Consider the following 17147-nt stretch of genomic DNA (forward strand, 5'->3'; position numbering starts at 1 on the left):
CTTCTTGCGAGAAAGGCGCGAAGACATCGCTTGTCGTAAGCGCATTCAAAGCCTCGTCGTAGGAGCGGCCCTCCAGCGCAACGCTCTCGAGCAGAACCCGTCCGTCATCGTTGATCGCCGTGGTTTCCACAACAATGCCGAAGCGGTTGAGGCCAAGTTCGATGGAAGGATTCACGTCGATGCCCACATAGGCGACCGGTTGGTCGTACAGGCGCACCGCGCCGAATCCCACCGCCGCCAAAACAAGGCAGGCGGCGATTGCGACGACAAGCCGGCGGGATCCAATGGGCCGGCCAGAACGGCGACGAGCAGCAGCGGATGTTTCTCCCTGCCTCCCGCGCTGCGCGACCGGCGCAGATGCATGCTCTGCGCGGGCATTGCCAGTCGTAGCCCGCAGGGCCTCGATGCGCTCGCGCGTGCCCCGCAGCACCTCGTCGGGAACCGTCACATCGTCGAATGCGCTTTTTACCAGCTGGTCGAAGTCGGTCATGACAGGGCCTCCTTCAGCTGTTTCTTACCACGGGCAATCCATGAGTAAATCGTGTTTACCGGCGCATCGATCATCTGCGCGATTTCCGGAGCGGTATAGCCTTCATAAAGGGAGAGATACAGCGGCGTGCGCGGAGGATCGGGCAAAGCGCGCATGGCATCCACCACATCGCTTGAGAATGAAGACTGCTGTGCGCCTTGATCATTCGAAATGTATGAGCCTTCCAGATCGTCTTCATCGAGACGGGCATCCGAACGATGGGCGGCTTTGAGCAGATCCTTGCATGTGTTGGCCGCGACGCGTATCAGCCATGCCTTGCGATGCTCTTCGTCGCTGAACGAAGCCTCGTCGGCGAGCGCATATTTCATCATCGTATCTTGAAATGCATCCTGCGCATCCGACGATACGCGGAAATACAGGACGCAGACGCGCCAGACGGTGGATCCGTGACGTTCCATGGCCCGTTCTATGTCCTCATGAGGCCTCACCGCCCCGCTCTCGCCTCCGAAACTAGCAGCCGCGTCCGTGATGTCCGCGCGCAGGGCCGCAGCCCGACCCGGAGCCGTAGTTGTCCGCATCGGAGGCGCGTCCGCATCCGCCGCGCGCATTCGATCCGTAGTTGTCGCAAACGCCGTCGCCGTCAGCGTCAGCGTAGCCCTCGCAGCCGGGACACGCGCCGGAAGCGTAGTTGTCGCAAACGCCGTCGCCGTCGGCGTCGACGAAGTCGCGATGATGGCGGCCCGTTGGCGCGAGACCGCATGAGTCGCAAACGCCGTCGCCATCCGCGTCGACGTAGCCAGCGCACGCTGCTCCCGGTCGCTCATCAATGATCTGGGCTATAACCTGCGAGAAAGCCGAGACAAACCCTTGGCGCTCCTGCATCGCCGGTGTCGTTTGCCCGAGCACAGCGGATCCTGCCGTAGCGAATGCGATGTTCGGAACGGCCAAGACCGCGAGCGCGACGAGTGCCGCGCATGCGATCATTTTCTTCTTCATAGCTCTGTCCTCCTGATTCGGCACGATTCGGTCTTCACCACTAACACGATCGAGACGCGCGAATCCTTGCATCGTTTTCGAAATTGTTCACCCGCAAGCGAAAAACCCGATAATACCTGCGCGCGACGCGACGAAAACCAGCAATCTGCTGGATTGGCCGCTACGCCAAGCGGGCGAACTTGCGCTTCCCCACCTGGATGACGGCGCCTGCAAGCATGGACGGATCGACATTGTAGGATTTCGCCGGAAGCGGCTCGCCGTTTACCTTCACGCCGCCGCCATCGATGAGGCGGCGCGCCTCCCCAGCGCTCGCCGCAAGCCCCGCATCCGCCAACAGCTTGGCTACGTAGATCGTGCCGTCGTCGTTTGGTGTAAGATCCGCCTTGAACTCCGGGATATCATCGGGCATCGCATGCTGTTTGAACACGCGATCGAACTGCTCTTCGGCCGCATGCGCGGCAGCTTCATCATGGTAGGCGGCCACGATGTTGCGAGCCAGCGCCCGCTTCACTTTGTTCGGATGCAGCTCATCGGATGCAAGACCACGCTCAATCTCGTCGATCGCATCGACGGGCAGCGTGGATGCCAAACGGTGGTACTTCACCATGAGCTCATCGGGGATGGACATGACTTTGCCGAACATATCAGCCGGCTCGTCGGTGAGGCCGATATAGTTACCGTAGCTCTTCGACATCTTCTGCACGCCGTCGGTGCCCTCGAGCAGCGGCAGCGTCAGGCACACCTGAGGCTCCAGGCCCATTTTCTCCATGAGCTCGCGCCCAGCGAGCAGGTTGAAAAGCTGGTCAGTGCCGCCGAGCTCGACATCAGCTTTGATGACAACGGAGTCGTAGGCCTGCATGACCGGATAAAGAAACTCGTGCAGGCTGATGGGAAGATTCGAGGTATAGCGGTTGTGGAAGTCGTCGCGCTCAAGGATGCGCGCTACCGTGAAATTGCTCGCAAGCTTCAGCAGGCCCTCCAAGTCGAGCGACAGCAGCCATTCGGAGTTGTAGCGCAGCGCGGTCTTCTCGGGATCGAGGATTTTGAACGCCTGGTCCACGTACGTCTGCGCGTTCACCTTGATCTGCTCGCTCGTAAGCTGCGGACGCGTCGTGTTGCGCCCGGACGGATCGCCGATAAGGGCGGTACCATCGCCGATAATAAGCGTGACGCCGTGGCCGAGATCCTGAAACTGGCGGAGCTTGCGCAACGGGACAGCGTGGCCAAGATGGATGTCGGGGGCCGTGGGATCCACGCCGAGCTTGATGTTGAGCGGCGTGCCTCGCTTGAGCTTCTCGGCAAGCGCGCTCTCCGGCACGATGCGGGCAGCGCCCGAGGCGATGGTATGCAGCTGTTCTTCAACGGGTAACATCGATCCCTCTTTCCTTACTATATATAGTAGTTCGTGATTCTACCATATAGGCCGAAGCCGGTACCCGAGAGCAGCTGCGCTACTGAACCCCGCGAAAGAGGTGACCGCTCGTCGCACCGGACTCCTTGGGAAGCGCGTTGCCGCCCGCATTTGCAAGGCTGCGAGCGCGCACGACGCGACCAACCGCCTGCGCCGCCTCTTCGACGTTCATGAGCGTCGTATCGATCATGAGCATAGACACACCGGCACGCACAAGATCGGGCAGTGTATGGACGACATCGAGGCCAACCCCGTTATATAAACGGCTGCGGCCCAGCGCATCGGTGACAACGGGAAACTCATAACCCTTCCGGTCGCGCAGATAGTGCGGACTCTTGCGCCGAGGGCACAGATCGCAGCGTTCATCGCAGGGACCCTGGCTCATGAGCAGGCAATGTTCGGTGACCATAAGTTCTTGACGGCCCACGATCGTCAGGCCGAGCTCCATGGGAGCGTCTTGCGCAAGCTCGGCGATCTGGCCAAGCGTCAGCTCGGGAGATAGCCACACCCGCACAGCCCCGAGTTCTGCGGCCGCAGCGAGAGAGAACCTGTTCGCAATGGGTATATGGGGGCCTGCCTCGACCTCGGCACCAAGTTCGACAGCCCGCACGAGGGCGCCAAGGCTGTCGACGAACACGGGCTTGCCGGGTTTCACGTAGCTCCACGGATCGAATCCGAGGGCATGCTCCCGCGTCCCGGGAACAGGATCGTGATCGACTGCCGACATGGCTACGACCGTCTGCTTCGGATAGCCGGCCTGTTCGGCCGCAGCGCTGCGCTGCCCGGCGACGACGGCTTCTCCGCGCTTGTAATTGAGGGCCGGCACGTACACGGCATCGGCTCCGGCGCGCTTCGCCGCGCGGGCGCAGGCGGGATTCGCGGCCCAGGCGACGATGCGACATCCACGTTCGCGGACGGGAGGAAGCGGAGCCCGCTCGCCCACACGCGGAAGGCGACGGTCGCCGCATCCCGAGAGCAGCTGTCGTTCCAACTCCGCAAGCGCTTCGGTGCGGACACGGTGAATCTGGGAGAATCCCACGCCTGCGCCTTCGTCTAGCTCGACATCGAACGCCTTCAGCGAGAACGGCGTGCTGCCAAGCCGATCGACATGGGCACGCACGTCATCGGCGCTCACCGGCTTGGTACGCGCCTTTTCCACGACGTCTCCTGCAGCAACGCCGCACAGGCTCTGCGTAGCAGGCAGGCCGACGGGACGGCGGGCCGTCGGCGCGAGCTTGAATTCCACTTCGAGCGGCTCGCCCAACCGCAGCTTCGCATGGCCGACGATCGGGATACGCGGCAGCAGAGGATCGTCCGCGAAGCGGGCGGCGGCGCTGCGGACGCGAAACACCCGATCGCCCTTTCCAACCGGCCGACCGGGAGCCACGCGCACCGAGCCGCCTTCGTCGCACTGCACGTCATCGAGTGTGTAGGCGAACCGACCTTTGTTCGTCCAGAACTCCAGGACATCGCCCTTCTCAAGCGTACGTTCGGCAGTTATCGACGCCGCGCCGTCCTTCACCCAGGCGACGCGGCCCACGAACACGCCGCGATTGTTCGGGCGGCCGTAGCTCATCACGGCGTTTCCGCGTTCGCCTTCAAGATACGCTGTCGTGAAACCGCGTGAAAAGGCCTCGGCGAGCGCTTGGTGTTCCTTGTCGGTGGCAACCGCCGACGTCCCCGCCGCGCGCGCTTCGAGCACGCGATCGAGCACAGCCCTATAGGCGCTGGTGACAGCCAGCACGTAGTCAGGCGACTTCATGCGCCCCTCGATCTTGAACGATGCTGCACCCGCCTCGACGAGCTCGGGCAGCAGATCGATCGCGCACAGATCCCGCGGCGAGAGCAGGTGATCTCCGGGCGCCGGCAGATTCGTTCGGCGCGCCACATTGCGCAGTTCGTAAGGCAGGCGACAGGCCTGGGCGCATAAACCACGATTCGCAGAACGACCGCCGATAAGCGAAGACATGAAGCACTGTCCGGAATAGCACACGCACAGCGCACCGTGGACGAAGACCTCCGTTTCGAGGCCGAGTCTATGCGCAACATCGGAAAGATGCGCGATCTCGGCAATCGACAGCTCGCGCGCGAGCGTCACCCGCTCGACGCCGAGCTTCGCTGCAGCTTCGATACCGGCCGCATTATGGGAGTTCATCTGCGTCGATGCGTGCACGCGTGCCTCGGGCAGCGTGCGCATGAGCTCGAGGGCGACACCGATGTCCTGAACGATGAGCGCATCGGCTCCGGCACGGTAGGCCTGACGGGCGGTTTCCAGCGCACGCGGCGCCTCCGAGGGAAGCACCATGGTGTTGAGCGTCACGTATACCCGTACGCCGCGCATGTGCGCATACCGGCAGGCATCGCCAAGCGAATCGAGCGTGAAGTTGTCGGCGCCACGACGCGCATTGAACGAGTCGAGGCCGAGGTACACCGCATCGGCTCCGCCGCGGACGGCAGCGTGCAGCGCCGCGGCGCTACCGGCTGGCGCGAGCAGTTCGATATCGTGCATGGTTATCCTCGCTTCGGTGTTCTATGGGCGGCGATCTGGCCGCATCGGAATTCTGCAACCCGTCTTTTCGGGAATTGCGTGTGCACGCCGGCACGTAACGGTTTGGTGTCGGCGGTATGGTAGTATAATCGAACGATGAAAATACGTCGAAAACAGCGCGAAAAGCGCACCCATGCAGTGAAGTGGGGCATCCTTGTTGCAACAGCGGCGCTCTGCTTCGTCGGTTACTGGGGAGTGCAGGGCGTCCTACACGTCATGGAGGGCTGGACGGACGATCTGCCGAGCATCGCCGATACCGACTTCACAAACTCAGCCGAGGAATCGGTCATGTACGCGAGCGACGGCTCGACTCGACTCGCTGAATTCCAGCTTGAGAAGCGCGATCCCGTCACGATCGATCAGATTAGCCCGTTTGTGCTCCAAGGCACCGTCGACACCGAGGACGTGCGCTTCTACGAGCACAATGGCGTCGATATCGCAGGCATCGCGCGCGCCGTCATCAACAACATCACGGGAGGCCAGCTGGAAGGCGCCTCAACCATCACACAGCAGCTCGTTCGCAACACTATCCTGACGCAGGAAGCCAACGAGATATCGATCGAGCGCAAGATACGCGAGGCCGAGCTGGCAACCGAGATGGAGAAGCAGTATTCCAAAGACGACATCCTGCTCATGTATCTGAACACCATCAACTACGGCGACGGGTGCTACGGCATCGAGGCCGCAGCTCAAAACTACTTCCAAGTATCCGCCGCTGAACTCACCCTCGTCCAGGCCGCCACGCTCGTAGGCATCCCCCAGTCGCCGACCTATCTCAATCCGAAGGCATATCCGGAAGCATGCCTCGAGCGCCGCAACACCGTGCTCGATCGCCTGCTCGCTGCAGGTCATATTTCACAGGAGGAGCACGACGCAGCGCAGGCCGAAGAGCTGGCCCTCAACCCCGCGCCAGAGGCTCCGAGCGATGGCATCTACGCCTTCCCCTACTTCACCAGTTACGTGCGCGCGCAGCTGTTTGCCGACGACAACCCTTACGACGTGTCCTATGCAGACCTGTTCGAAGGTGGGATGACCATCTACACGTCCCTCGATCCCGAGCTCCAACAGATGGCCGAAGACGCATGCGCCGACCAACTCGACCGCATGTCGTCGGATCTGGACTGCTCCCTTGTGGCCGTCGACACCGAAACCGGCCAGGTGAAGGCGATGGTGGGCGGCAAGGACTACAGCGCAAGCCAGGTCAACCTCGCAACAGGCACGGGCGGATCGGGCCGTATGGCAGGATCGACCTTCAAGGCGTTCACGCTCGCTGCAGCGATCGAGCAAGGCATCGACCCCGACACGCCCATCGACTGCACCTCTCCTCTGGAGCTTTCAGGAGGTCATCGCGTCGAGAACTTCGGTGGCACCGATTATGGGATTCGCTCCATCCAAAGCGCGACAGCCGTATCGTCGAACACGGGCTTTGTACGCCTTTCCCAGGAAATCCATCCGACCTCGGTGACAGACATGGCCGAGCGCCTGGGCATCCCGGGCGAGAAGCTGAGCCCCGTTGAAGTGGTCACGCTGGGCAGCACTGCGGTAACTCCGCTTGAAATGGCGCAAGCCTACAGCACGTTCGCAACCGGCGGCGTGAAACGGGATGCCGTCGTGGTCACCAAGATCGAGGACAAGAACGGAAACATCATCTACGAAGCAGCGGACACGAGCAAGCGCGTGCTGAGCGAAGAAGTTGCAGGAGCGACCACGAACGTGCTCAAGACCGTTTTTACTGAGGGCACCGCCCGCGGTGCGAGTCCTTCGAACGGACAAACGGTAGCCGGGAAGACGGGCACGTCTGAGAATTACATCGACCACTGGCTGGTCGGCTATTCCCCCACGCTGTCTTGCGCCACATGGATCGGCAACCCCGCCGGCAATATCGAGGGCACGTCGAACATCACCTGCAACCGGCTGTGGCACGACTTCATGAGTGCAGCGCTGGAGGATCAGCCCGTGGTCGATTTCCCTGCCGCCGAAGACCCCGATTACAACAACGATTTCAATAAGAAGCAGCAGATCACCCTCGGAGACCCTGATCCTGCGGATGCGCCGAGTGTGGTTGGCATGACGCTCTCGGATGCGCAGTCGGCTTTGAGCGACTACACGGTGAGCGTTGTTGAAGAGTATTCCGATACCGCAGCAGCGGGCAGCGTGATCGGCCAGTCTGTGCAGGACGACACGATTGTCCTCGTCGTGTCAAAGGGGCCGCAACCTCCGACCGAACCCGCGCAGCCCGATCCAGATACGCCTCCCCCGACCGAACCCGATCCTCCCGCTGAAAACGGCACGGGAGGAACCTAGGCAGGCGAGGCGTATCCGCAAAACGTTCTCCCACCGTCGAGCACCATCGCTCATAGAGCAGCGATAAGAAAAAGGCCGAGCCCACTTATGGGCTCGGCCTTCTCAATGACCTTGAACGCGGAGACGCATGCGAAACGCGCCCCGGTTGTTCCGAGCGCTTATTCCTTAGAAGCGGCGGTTTCGTCACCCTTCTTGAGCTTGTCGATGCCCGCGTCGTATTTCGCCTGGATATCGGCGATACGCTGATCGTACGTCGACCAATCGAAGGGCTGCTCATCGGTGGCGCTTTCGATCTCCGTGTACAGATCGATGTAGCCGTTGAGCGCATCCTTCAAGCTGTTCGTTCCGTCGACGTAATCCGTCTGGATATCCTTCAGAGCGTCGGGAACTTCAATGCCGTTAAGTTCGTCGAGCGCTTTGAAAGCGTTGTCAGCCTGAGTGCGCATGCCCACCACGTCATCACGCGACACGGCATCCGAGAAGCTTTCGAGCCTTGTTTGAAGCTCGTCCATCGCCTGGTTTACTTGCGACATGTACTGTCGTCTGTCCAGCTGGTCCTGATCGACAGCCGATCCTCGCTGCTGACAGCCGGCAAGAGCTGCGATCATCAAAACGCTTGCAAGCGCAACGGCGAGCACCTTGACGAAGTTCATTCGTTTCATAGCGTATCTGCTCCTTGTTCGAGATTCGTGTTCATCCGGGTAGCGAGAAACCTCGCCAGCTTAGCCTATGCCGCTGAGAGCAGCGGTTTCCTACGACCAATACGGCTCGCGTATCCATATGCCAAACGGCGAGAATCCACGATTCGAGAACGAAGCCACAGCTGGCGCGGGCGTCGTTCCGCCGCCATTGCCCGAATCGCCTCCGCCGCCGGAACCGCCGCCGCCATCGGGCGGATTCGGATCGGGATCGGGATCGGGCTTGGGTTCGGGATCCGGATCCGGCTTAGGCTCAGGATCGGGTGTCGGAGTTGGACTAGGAGCAGGCTCCGTCGTTCCAGGCGCGACGGCGCCAGGATCACTGGGAGTCGTCGGATCTTCCTGCGGCTCATCGGTTTCGTCCTGGTCGCTCTCGTCAGCCCATGCGCCGCCGATATGGTAGGTGGCATCCTTGTAGCTTTCGTACGGAGGATTGCCTGCTTGCGGGAATTCCTCATGAGGCTCGCCATCAAGCGCCGTACCGACGAAGTTTCGGAACACATCCGCAGCCGACGTGCCGTTGAGCGAGATGCTGTTGGACGGGTCGCCCAACCAGATGCCCACGGAAAGCTGGGGCGTGATACCGCAGAACGTGATGTCTTTGTAATCGCTGCCCGTGCCTGTCTTACCGGCGGCCGGACGACCGTCGGGAAGCGCTGCCGCTCGTCCGGTACCGCCGGTGATGACGCCCTTCATGACTTCAGTGGCCGCATGAGCGACTTCAGCCGAGATCACCCGCTTGCCTTCCGGATGGGAGTTGTCAAAGATCACGTCGCCTTTGCTGTTCGTCACCTGCAAGATGGGCTCCGCTTCGTAGTGCATGCCGCCGTTCGCGATGTCGGCATAAGCATCCGCCATATCGAGCATCGTGACGTTGTACGTGCCGAGTGTGAGCGTGGGATCTGTTTCGGCAAGCGGGGAGCCGATGCCCATGCGTTTCGCCACTTCGTACACTTTGTTGGTACCCATCGACATCTCGAGTCGCACGAAACCGGTGTTCGACGACACGGCAAACGCGCTTGCGATGCTGCGCGTGCCGTAACTCTTATTGCCGGAATTGTGCAGGGTCTGTCCATATCCTTCGATTTCGGCGGGCGACGAACAGTCGACCGTCGTCTTGTTCGGATCCATGCCTGCCTCGAGCGCTGCGATAAGCGTGAACGTCTTGAAGGCCGAGCCGCAGGGGCGACCAGGATCGGCCGCATTCGTGCCGGAACCCGTCGCCAGGTTGACCTTGCTCGCACTGTAATCCTTACCGCCCACCATGGCCTTAACATGGCCGGTGGACGGATCGATGGCCACGATCGCGGCTTCAGCCTCATCGGGCAGCGAGGATAGCTTCGCATCGGCAGCGTTCTCAGCCGCCTGCTGCGTGGACGGGTCGATGGTGGTGATCACCTTGAGACCGCCCTTGAACACCTCGTTAGTCGAATACTTGTACTTCCCGTTTTCGTCTGTCAGCGTCTCGCGCACGTAACTTGTGAAGTACGGATACAGGAAGATGCCATCGGTCGAAGGCGTGGTTGGATTGAGTGCGATAGACTCAGCGCACGCGGCATCGTGTTCCTCTTGCGTGATGTACCCGTTCGAGAGCATGCGATCGAGAACGACATTACGGCGCTTGAGACTGTTCTCGGGGTTGTCGATAGGGTTATTGTACGTCGGTGACTGCGGAATGCCGACGAGCGTGGCGGCTTCCGCAAGCGTGAGATCAGTCGCGTTCTTCGAGAAATATCGCTGCGATGCGGCTTGGATACCGTAGGCACCTGATCCATAGTTGATGGTATTGAGGTACATGAGCAGAATCTGGTCCTTGGAATACATCTCTTCAAGCTTGACGGAAAGGTACATCTCGCGCACTTTACGCTTGATGGAGATGTCGTCCATCTCCTCCGAGAGGATGGTGTTGCGAACGAACTGCTGCGTGATAGTGGAGGCGCCTTCGAGCTCGCCTCCCGTGATGTTGTTCACAAGCGCGCGCCCTATTCCAGTGATGTCGAACCCGCCGTGCTCGTAGAAGCGCTCATCCTCGGTAGCCACCGTGCCGCGGAGCACATACTGGCTGATTTGATCGAGCTCAACCGGATCCCGGTTCTCAAGCTGGAACTTCGCGAGCAGCGTGGTCCCATCGCTCGCGTATACCTCGGTGGGTTGCGCCGTATTGAATGCGTCTGCGTCGGTGTAGTCAGGCAAATCCTCGAGCCAAGTCGAGCCGAGGGCGTACACGCCGACGCCGCCGGCGATCACGACGGCGGCGAACACAGCCAAAACGGCGAGAAGACCGATAGAGGGATGCTTCTTTTTAATCCCCGGCCTATTTTTCATAGAACGTGAAGCCACGTGGCACCTCCAAAAAAACTTCGCTCATTGTAACATCGAGGGTTGTGGCCTCTGGAAACCACACAAGTTTGTTGGAAAATGGTCATAAGAAGAAATGCCCGGTGGAAGCCTCAATTTGGAGCTGAAACGACCGAGGGGACCGCCCGGCCCCCTCGGTCATGATTATGTCGCGCAGCTCGGATCCTCCGTTCGACTGCCGCATTTTGAAAGCCCGTGAAACACGGTGCGCGCCTCTGTCCGGTTCCCGGCGAAAGCGGAAGCTGGGCACGATTCCGCACTCGAGAAACGCAGAGCACCCTGCCTTGCTTCTTCTTCCGGGGTGCGGCGCGATCCGTTAGACGGCGGCCTCGTCGGCGGCGAGAACCTGTTTCGCGAGCGCCAGCTGCTCGGCCACGGCGGCGTTGCCCGTGCCGCCCTCGGTGGTGCGGGCGGCCACGATGGCGTCGAGGTCGAGTGCGGAGGTGATGTCGGCCTCGAAAAGGCTGCTCTCGGCCTGGAAGTCCGCGAGCGCGAGGTCGTCCAGGTCGCAGCCGCGCTGCTCGCACAACAGCACGAGGTGGCCCACCACCTCGTGGGCGCGGCGGAACGGCATGCCCTTCTTCGCCAGGTAGTCGGCCACGTCGGTGGCGGCCAGGTAGCCCTTCTTCGCCTGGGCGCGCATGCTCTCGGGCTTCACAGCCATCGTCTCGATCATGCCGGCGGCGCACACGAGGCAGTCCTCGAGCGTCTTGGCGGCGTCGATGGCTCCCTCCTTGTCCTCCTGCAGGTCCTTGTTGTACGCGAGCGGCAGCGCCTTCATGGTGACGAGCAGCGCCACGAGGTCGCCCACCACACGCCCGGTCTTTCCGCGGATGAGCTCGGCGAAGTCGGGGTTCTTCTTCTGCGGCATGATGGACGAGCCCGTGGAGAACGCGTCGGAGAGCTCGATGAAGTCGAACTCGGCCGTGGACCACAGCACGATCTCCTCGCACAGGCGCGACAGGTGCATGCACGACACGCTGCACGCGTAGGACAGGTCGAGCAGGAAGTCGCGGTCCGACACGGCGTCGAGCGAGTTGGGGATCACGCGCGAGAAGCCGAGCGACTCCGCCGTCATCTGGCGGTCGAGCGGGTACGTGGTGCCGGCGAGGGCCGCCGCTCCCAGCGGGCTGGCGTCGGCGGCACGGCGTGCGGCGGCCAGGCGCTCGAAGTCGCGCGCGAGCATCCACACGTAGGCGAGCATGTGGTGCGCGAACAGCACGGGCTGGGCGTGCTGCAGGTGCGTGTAGCCCGGCATGATGACGTCCGGATGCGCCTCGGCCTGCTTGACGAGCGCCTGGCGCAGGGCGACGTTGGCCGCCATGAGGTCCTCGCAGCGCTGCTTGGCGAACAGGCGCGTGTCGGTGGCCACCTGGTCGTTGCGGCTGCGGCCCGTGTGCAGGCGCGCGCCCGCGTCGCCGACATCGGCTATGAGCGCGCGCTCCACCGACATGTGGATATCCTCGTCGTTGACGTCGAAGGCGAACTCCCCCGCCTCGATGCGCTCCTGCACGCGCCCGAGCCCGCCCGCGATGGCGTCGGCGTCAACCTGCGCGATGACGCCCGCCTTCGCCAGCATGGCCGCATGCGCCTTCGAGCCGGCGATGTCCTGCGCGTAGAGCGCTTTGTCAACCGGCAGCGAGGCGCCGAAGCGCTGCGTGAACTCGCTCACGTTCTCCGTGAACCTGCCAGACCAGAGTGCCATGGGTTTCCTTTCGCTTACGCCAAGACGGCTTCGGCCTCGGCCACCACGTGCTGGCCGAGCGGGGTGACGTCCTCGTACTTGCCCTTCTTGAGGGGACCCTGCTGCTTCTCGGCGTCGAAGAGCTCGGCCGGGGCGCCTTCCTGCCGGCGGTTCGAGGCCCACGTCTTGCCGGAGAGCGTCTGCAGCTTGATGAAGCCCTTGGCGGCCGTGTGGTCGAACGCGTCGTCCTTGTCGTAGGTGGCCAGCGCGTAGTCGTAGAGCGAGTAGGCGCTCTTCCGGCCAACCACGGTGCAGGAGCCCTTGTAGAACTTCAGCTTCACTGTGCCGGACAGGCAGCGCTGCGTGGAGGCCATGAACGCGTCGATTGCCTCCTTCAGCGGCGAGAACCACTGGCCGTTGTACACGGCGGTGGCCCAGGCCTGCTCCATGCCCAGCTTGTAGTGCAGCACCTCGCGCTCGAGCACGAGGTCCTCGAGCGCCTTGTGCGCCTGGATGAGCGCGAGGCCCGCCGGCACCTCGTAGCACTCGCGGCTCTTCACGCCCACGAGCCGGTTCTCGATCATGTCGATGCGGCCGAAGCCGTGCTTGCCGGCGATCTCGTTCAGCGCGTAGATGATGCCGAGGAAGCTCTTCTGGTCGCCGTTGATCATATAGGGCAGGCCGCGCGCGAACGTGAGCTCGACGTATTCGGGCTGGTCGGGCGCCTGCATCGGATCGCTCGTCATGGTGTAGATGTCCGCCGGCGGCTCGGTCCACGGGTCTTCCAGCACGCCGCACTCGATGGCCCGGCCCCACAGGTTGTCGTCGATGGAGTACGGCGACTTCTTGGTGGTGGGCACCTCGATGCCGTGGGCCTGCGCCCATTCCATCTCCTCGGGCCTGGTCTTGAGCTCCCACTCGCGCACCGGGGCGAGGATCTCGATGTCGGGGTCCAGCATCGTGATGCTGGACTCGAAGCGCACCTGGTCGTTGCCCTTGCCCGTGCAGCCGTGCGCGATGTACTTCGCGCCGAACTTGTGGGCGGCGTCCACGAGGTGCTTGGAGATGAGCGGCCGCGACAGGGCGGACACGAGTGGGTACTTGTTCTCGTACATGGCGTTGGCGGCGAGCGCCTTGGCTAGGTACTCCTTGGCGAACGTCTCCCTCATGTCCACGACGAGGCAGTCGAGCGCGCCGGATTTGAGCGCCTTCTGCTTGATTTTCTCGAGGCCCTCGTGCTCCTGCCCCACGTCGCCCACGACGGCGATGACGTCGACGCCCTTGTTCTCCTGGAGCCACTTGATGCAGCACGACGTGTCGAGGCCGCCCGAGTATGCCAGTACCGCCTTATCCTTCTGATCAGCCATGGTGAATCCCTTTCCTACGCTCTATTTCTTTTTGTTTTAGCTGGTTCGTGCCCGGATCTCCGATGCAGGTACGGGTGGGCCTTAGCTCCGCCCTGCCAATTCCGGCATGCGGATACACGGGGACCCGTGTGCATCGCGGCTTTTCGCGGTGGCGTGAGCGCCGGGCGGCCCTCACGACTTCATGCTGCTGGGCAGCGTTGGGGGAAGGGAGGGAGAAAAGCGTCCCTCGCAAGAAAAGTAGACGACTAACGTCGTCGCAGTCGGTCGATGGCGCGCTCGACGTCAAGAGCGGCCTCAGGGCTTTCGGCAGCGATCATGATCGTGTTGTCGCCGGCGACGGTGCCGAGCGCGCCGCGCAAGCTCGCTTTATCGAGCGCAGCGGAGACGCCGGCTGCTCCGCCGGAGAACGTCTTGACCACGATGAGATTGCCTGCCACGTGTACCTCTTCAACCAATTCGGAAACCATGCGCTGCAATCGCAGCTCCTCGGGAAGGATATAGTATCCTTCACGGGATTTCACCAGTCCCATGTCCATGATGTCGCGAGAAATCGTTGCCTGAGTGCACTCGTATCCAGCGGCTTGCAGCTGGTTCGCAAGATCCCGCTGCGTCTTAACGTTGTGTTCGCGAATGATATCGCGAATGACGTCGTGCCGTTGTTGACGTTTCCTCATGCTCGATACTCTCTGCTCCGAGAACTGGCACATGCGGTTCAGCTCACGTCTTTTCGAGTGGGGTATGCAGAAAACCGCAATCTCCAGTCGAAAATATGCACTGTATAGTACCGCATATAGAAGCGTTCTGCTGTCAGAATTTAAAAAATCGAGAAGTTTTCCGGCGATCGGAACGATTGGACCGGAAGAACGGAGGATGTGCAGTCGGAGTGAGGAGCCGTGAGCCGATAGCGAGACGGATGGACGACAAGGCTCCGCAGAACAGCATCTAAAGAAGGTTGTGCTCCATTTTGTAGGTAAGCGTGAGGTATGTGCGTTCCCGGGCACTTTGCTTTGCTGTACAACGCCCAAGGCGTCCGGTACTTTATCACACTAAAGCACCCACTGATCCGCTGCCAAAAAACATGCCGGTTTGGCACGCAAGCCCCTTTGCCCTCGACTCGCTGCAAGCATCGACCTGGGAAAACGCGCAGCTGGATACTTGCGTCGCGACTCTTTAAAGCAACACTTGCCATCATTCGTGCCAAACCGGCATGTTTTTTGGCAGCGCATCCCCGTGCCGCCGGCGCGGCGGACCTGGAAGAGCCAGCCGCGCCGGGAATGAAAGGAAGGAGGGAGGGTGGTTTACTTCCCGAGCGAGGACATGCCGTCGAGTACCGTGTCCGCTCCGGACGCATAGGTGTGGCAGTTATCGCACGCCTCGGATATGCCGCCCAGCTGCTCGGGCATATAGTCGGCGCTCCCGCCGTGGATCGGGTCGTAAGGGTTCCAAGGACCTAGGTTCTCGAAGGATGCCTTCCCCACCTCGTCGACAGCAGAGCCTTCGACATAGGGAGTCAGAGCGGGCGCGTTGCCGTCAAGCTTGGGCCCGACACCGACGACCGCATTGACGGCGCTCTCCGCAGCCACATACCCGAAGGTGATTGCGCGCCCGATGGAAGTACCAGGAATGTGGCGAGGGTAGTTGCCCGAGAAGAAGCTGCCACTCGCATTGCCGCAGGCATACAGTCCGCGGATGGGCTCATCGTTCACGTCGAGCACGCTGCAATGCTCGTCGATACACAACCCGCCCGTTGTGGCGAGAACATTGCTGTTCGTGGTGAACGCGAACAAACGCGAACCGGTAAAGGGAAGCGTGACCGCAAGATCGCGATCAAAGTCCTCGTCGCGACCCGCCTCGAAGAACGATCCGTAGCGTTCGAGCGTGGCGGACAGCCCGTCGGCGTCGATGCCAGCCGCCTGAGCCAGTTCGTCAGCCGAAGCGCCCTCATACAGCCAGCCTTTCTGCTTGAATTCTTCGAGCGCGTCCTCCATACCCTCGTACATCGTCTCATCGAAAATGTACCAGCAGTTTTTGCCGTAGCCCGGCTGCGCATTCTGAGCGTTCGAAACCACCTGGAACGGCGCATCCTCACGAACGAAGCGATTACCGCGACCGTTAACCAGGATACCGAAGTACACGGCGTTCCAGGTGCGGAAGTCTGCGAACGAATCGGGCGTTCCCCAACGGAAGTTCATGACCGGATGCGGCACGGGATCCATCTGGGCCCCCACGGCAAGGCCCATCATATGCCCGTCGCCCGTGGTGCCCCAGCCGGGGTTCCACCAGCTCGAGTTCGCGTAGTCTTCGGGCCTGGTCCACGCCTGCATCATCTCGGGATTGCAATCGTAGCCACCGGTTGCCATGATGACGCCCTTGGATGCATTCGCCCGGAAGTAGCCGGACTCGTCGCGTGCGACCACGCCCGTAACGGCCCCTGAATCGTCAGAGACAAGGCGAACTGCGGGCGTCGAGAAACGTAGATCAACGGTATCGTAAGCGTTCTTGGCCACATCCTGCATCTCAAGGCACACGTAGATGCCCGACAAGCCGGAGCGCACGCCGGCGTCAGGCGGCAGGGCGGGAGAATCGTAGAAGCCCAGCTCGGTGTCGATAAGCGGCGTCATGGCGGGGAACCCGCAAGATGAGGGGGCCTGCTCGACCTTGCTGATCACGAAGCCGTTCGCCCCTTTGTCGAGCACGCTCTGCCAGAAATCCGTCGCCTCGCCGGAACGGTCGACATACGTGCGCGCCGGTTCGGGGCGCGTGCGGTAGTACGCTGATCGATAGATCTCATCGAGCAGCGCCGCCTTGTCGATCTCAGTGCCTTCCTGACAGCCGGCCCCCACTGCGCCAAAGCACTCGAAGCACCCGCGACCCTTGGTCATCTTCTCGAGGATGAGAACGCTTGCGCCCAGGTCCGCCGCTTTGAGACCGGCCATGAGACCCCCAACGCCGGCGCCCACGACCACCACGTCGAAGTCCTCCTCGCGCTGTATTTCGCTGTCGGGGATGTCGCGCGCTTCAAACGCCACAGGACCGCGCGGGCCCGGGCAGACGGCTTTGCGCGCGGGCATCAGATTGGCACCGCCCTCGTATACGTTCGTATAATCGACACCATCAACGCCAGTTGCAGCGTTTGCGCCTTTATCGGGCGCCTCCCCGCCGTTGGATGCGCATGCGGTGCCAACGACGCCCATGCCGGCCACCGCCGCCGTTGCGAGCGCTCCCTTCACGAAGTTTCTGCGAGTGAACACGTTTGAATCGTCTGTTGCAGCCATAGCTCCCTCTCTTGTC

The 17147-nt window shown here is 61.9% G+C and carries 12 protein-coding genes (1 of these 12 running past the window's edge); 1 reads left to right on the top strand and 11 read right to left on the bottom strand.

The window, feature by feature from the left end; translation table 11 throughout:
* From ABGT83_RS07670 to ABGT83_RS07690, 5 genes are all read right to left on the bottom strand, one after another.
* Nucleotides 1-490, bottom strand: partial view of an anti-sigma-I factor RsgI family protein gene (locus tag ABGT83_RS07670; RefSeq protein WP_103265138.1) — the 5' portion only. The gene continues 374 nt to the left of window position 1, outside the view; 490 of the gene's 864 nt are visible here — the first part of the coding sequence; its start codon is at nt 488-490; its stop codon lies beyond the left edge, outside the window.
* A complete protein-coding gene (locus ABGT83_RS07675; RefSeq protein ID WP_346686816.1) occupies nt 487-948 on the bottom strand; it encodes an RNA polymerase sigma factor in 462 nt (153 codons plus the stop codon). The genes ABGT83_RS07670 and ABGT83_RS07675 overlap by 4 nt, the downstream gene beginning before the upstream one ends.
* Nucleotides 949-1000: 52 nt before the next feature.
* Nucleotides 1001-1486 carry a hypothetical protein gene (locus ABGT83_RS07680; RefSeq protein ID WP_346686818.1) on the bottom strand — a complete coding sequence of 162 codons (486 nt, stop codon included), beginning with the start codon at nt 1484-1486 and terminating at the stop codon, nt 1001-1003.
* A gap of 160 nt (nt 1487-1646) precedes the next feature.
* On the bottom strand, nt 1647-2858 hold the full coding sequence (tyrS, locus tag ABGT83_RS07685) for a tyrosine--tRNA ligase (RefSeq protein ID WP_346686820.1): 1212 nt from the start codon (nt 2856-2858) through the stop codon (nt 1647-1649).
* A gap of 79 nt (nt 2859-2937) precedes the next feature.
* Nucleotides 2938-5406, bottom strand: coding sequence for a U32 family peptidase (locus ABGT83_RS07690; RefSeq protein WP_346686822.1), 2469 nt, complete (start codon nt 5404-5406; stop codon nt 2938-2940).
* A 135-nt stretch (nt 5407-5541) separates the two neighbouring features.
* On the opposite strand from ABGT83_RS07690, the gene ABGT83_RS07695 reads away from it, so the two are divergent.
* Nucleotides 5542-7749 carry a transglycosylase domain-containing protein gene (locus ABGT83_RS07695; RefSeq protein ID WP_346686824.1) on the top strand — a complete coding sequence of 736 codons (2208 nt, stop codon included), beginning with the start codon at nt 5542-5544 and terminating at the stop codon, nt 7747-7749.
* 158 nt (nt 7750-7907) lie between these two features.
* On the opposite strand, the gene ABGT83_RS07700 is transcribed toward ABGT83_RS07695, so the two are convergent.
* The 6 genes from ABGT83_RS07700 to ABGT83_RS07725 all read right to left on the bottom strand — a co-directional run bounded on the left by ABGT83_RS07700 (nt 7908) and on the right by ABGT83_RS07725 (nt 17131).
* Nucleotides 7908-8411, bottom strand: a complete 504-nt coding sequence (locus ABGT83_RS07700) for a hypothetical protein (protein ID WP_103265132.1) — start codon at nt 8409-8411, stop codon at nt 7908-7910.
* Between the two features lie 90 nt (nt 8412-8501).
* Nucleotides 8502-10787 (bottom strand): transglycosylase domain-containing protein, encoded by a 2286-nt coding sequence (locus ABGT83_RS07705; protein WP_346686827.1) that lies wholly within the window; start codon nt 10785-10787, stop codon nt 8502-8504.
* 334 nt (nt 10788-11121) lie between these two features.
* Nucleotides 11122-12510: an argininosuccinate lyase gene (gene argH / locus ABGT83_RS07710; RefSeq protein WP_346686829.1), complete on the bottom strand. Its 1389-nt coding sequence runs from the start codon at nt 12508-12510 to the stop codon at nt 11122-11124.
* A gap of 14 nt (nt 12511-12524) precedes the next feature.
* Nucleotides 12525-13856, bottom strand: coding sequence for an argininosuccinate synthase (locus ABGT83_RS07715; protein ID WP_103265129.1), 1332 nt, complete (start codon nt 13854-13856; stop codon nt 12525-12527).
* A 245-nt stretch (nt 13857-14101) separates the two neighbouring features.
* Nucleotides 14102-14530 (bottom strand): arginine repressor, encoded by a 429-nt coding sequence (locus ABGT83_RS07720; protein ID WP_103265150.1) that lies wholly within the window; start codon nt 14528-14530, stop codon nt 14102-14104.
* Between the two features lie 624 nt (nt 14531-15154).
* Nucleotides 15155-17131 carry an FAD-dependent oxidoreductase gene (locus ABGT83_RS07725; protein ID WP_346686832.1) on the bottom strand — a complete coding sequence of 659 codons (1977 nt, stop codon included), beginning with the start codon at nt 17129-17131 and terminating at the stop codon, nt 15155-15157.
* Nucleotides 17132-17147 lie beyond the last annotated feature (16 nt).

This window comes from Enteroscipio rubneri, from assembly GCF_963929405.1.
Taxonomy (GTDB): Bacteria; Actinomycetota; Coriobacteriia; order Coriobacteriales; family Eggerthellaceae; genus Enteroscipio; species Enteroscipio rubneri.

Coding starts and splice junctions, on each gene's coding strand:
- ABGT83_RS07675 (WP_346686816.1), bottom strand. CDS start 948: ATGGAACGTCACGGATCCACCGTCTGGCGCGTCTGCGTCCTGTATTTC.
- ABGT83_RS07680 (WP_346686818.1), bottom strand. CDS start 1,486: ATGAAGAAGAAAATGATCGCATGCGCGGCACTCGTCGCGCTCGCGGTC.
- tyrS (WP_346686820.1), bottom strand. CDS start 2,858: ATGTTACCCGTTGAAGAACAGCTGCATACCATCGCCTCGGGCGCTGCC.
- ABGT83_RS07690 (WP_346686822.1), bottom strand. CDS start 5,406: ATGCACGATATCGAACTGCTCGCGCCAGCCGGTAGCGCCGCGGCGCTG.
- ABGT83_RS07695 (WP_346686824.1), top strand. CDS start 5,542: ATGAAAATACGTCGAAAACAGCGCGAAAAGCGCACCCATGCAGTGAAG.
- ABGT83_RS07700 (WP_103265132.1), bottom strand. CDS start 8,411: ATGAAACGAATGAACTTCGTCAAGGTGCTCGCCGTTGCGCTTGCAAGC.
- argH (WP_346686829.1), bottom strand. CDS start 12,510: ATGGCACTCTGGTCTGGCAGGTTCACGGAGAACGTGAGCGAGTTCACG.
- ABGT83_RS07715 (WP_103265129.1), bottom strand. CDS start 13,856: ATGGCTGATCAGAAGGATAAGGCGGTACTGGCATACTCGGGCGGCCTC.
- ABGT83_RS07720 (WP_103265150.1), bottom strand. CDS start 14,530: ATGAGGAAACGTCAACAACGGCACGACGTCATTCGCGATATCATTCGC.
- ABGT83_RS07725 (WP_346686832.1), bottom strand. CDS start 17,131: ATGGCTGCAACAGACGATTCAAACGTGTTCACTCGCAGAAACTTCGTG.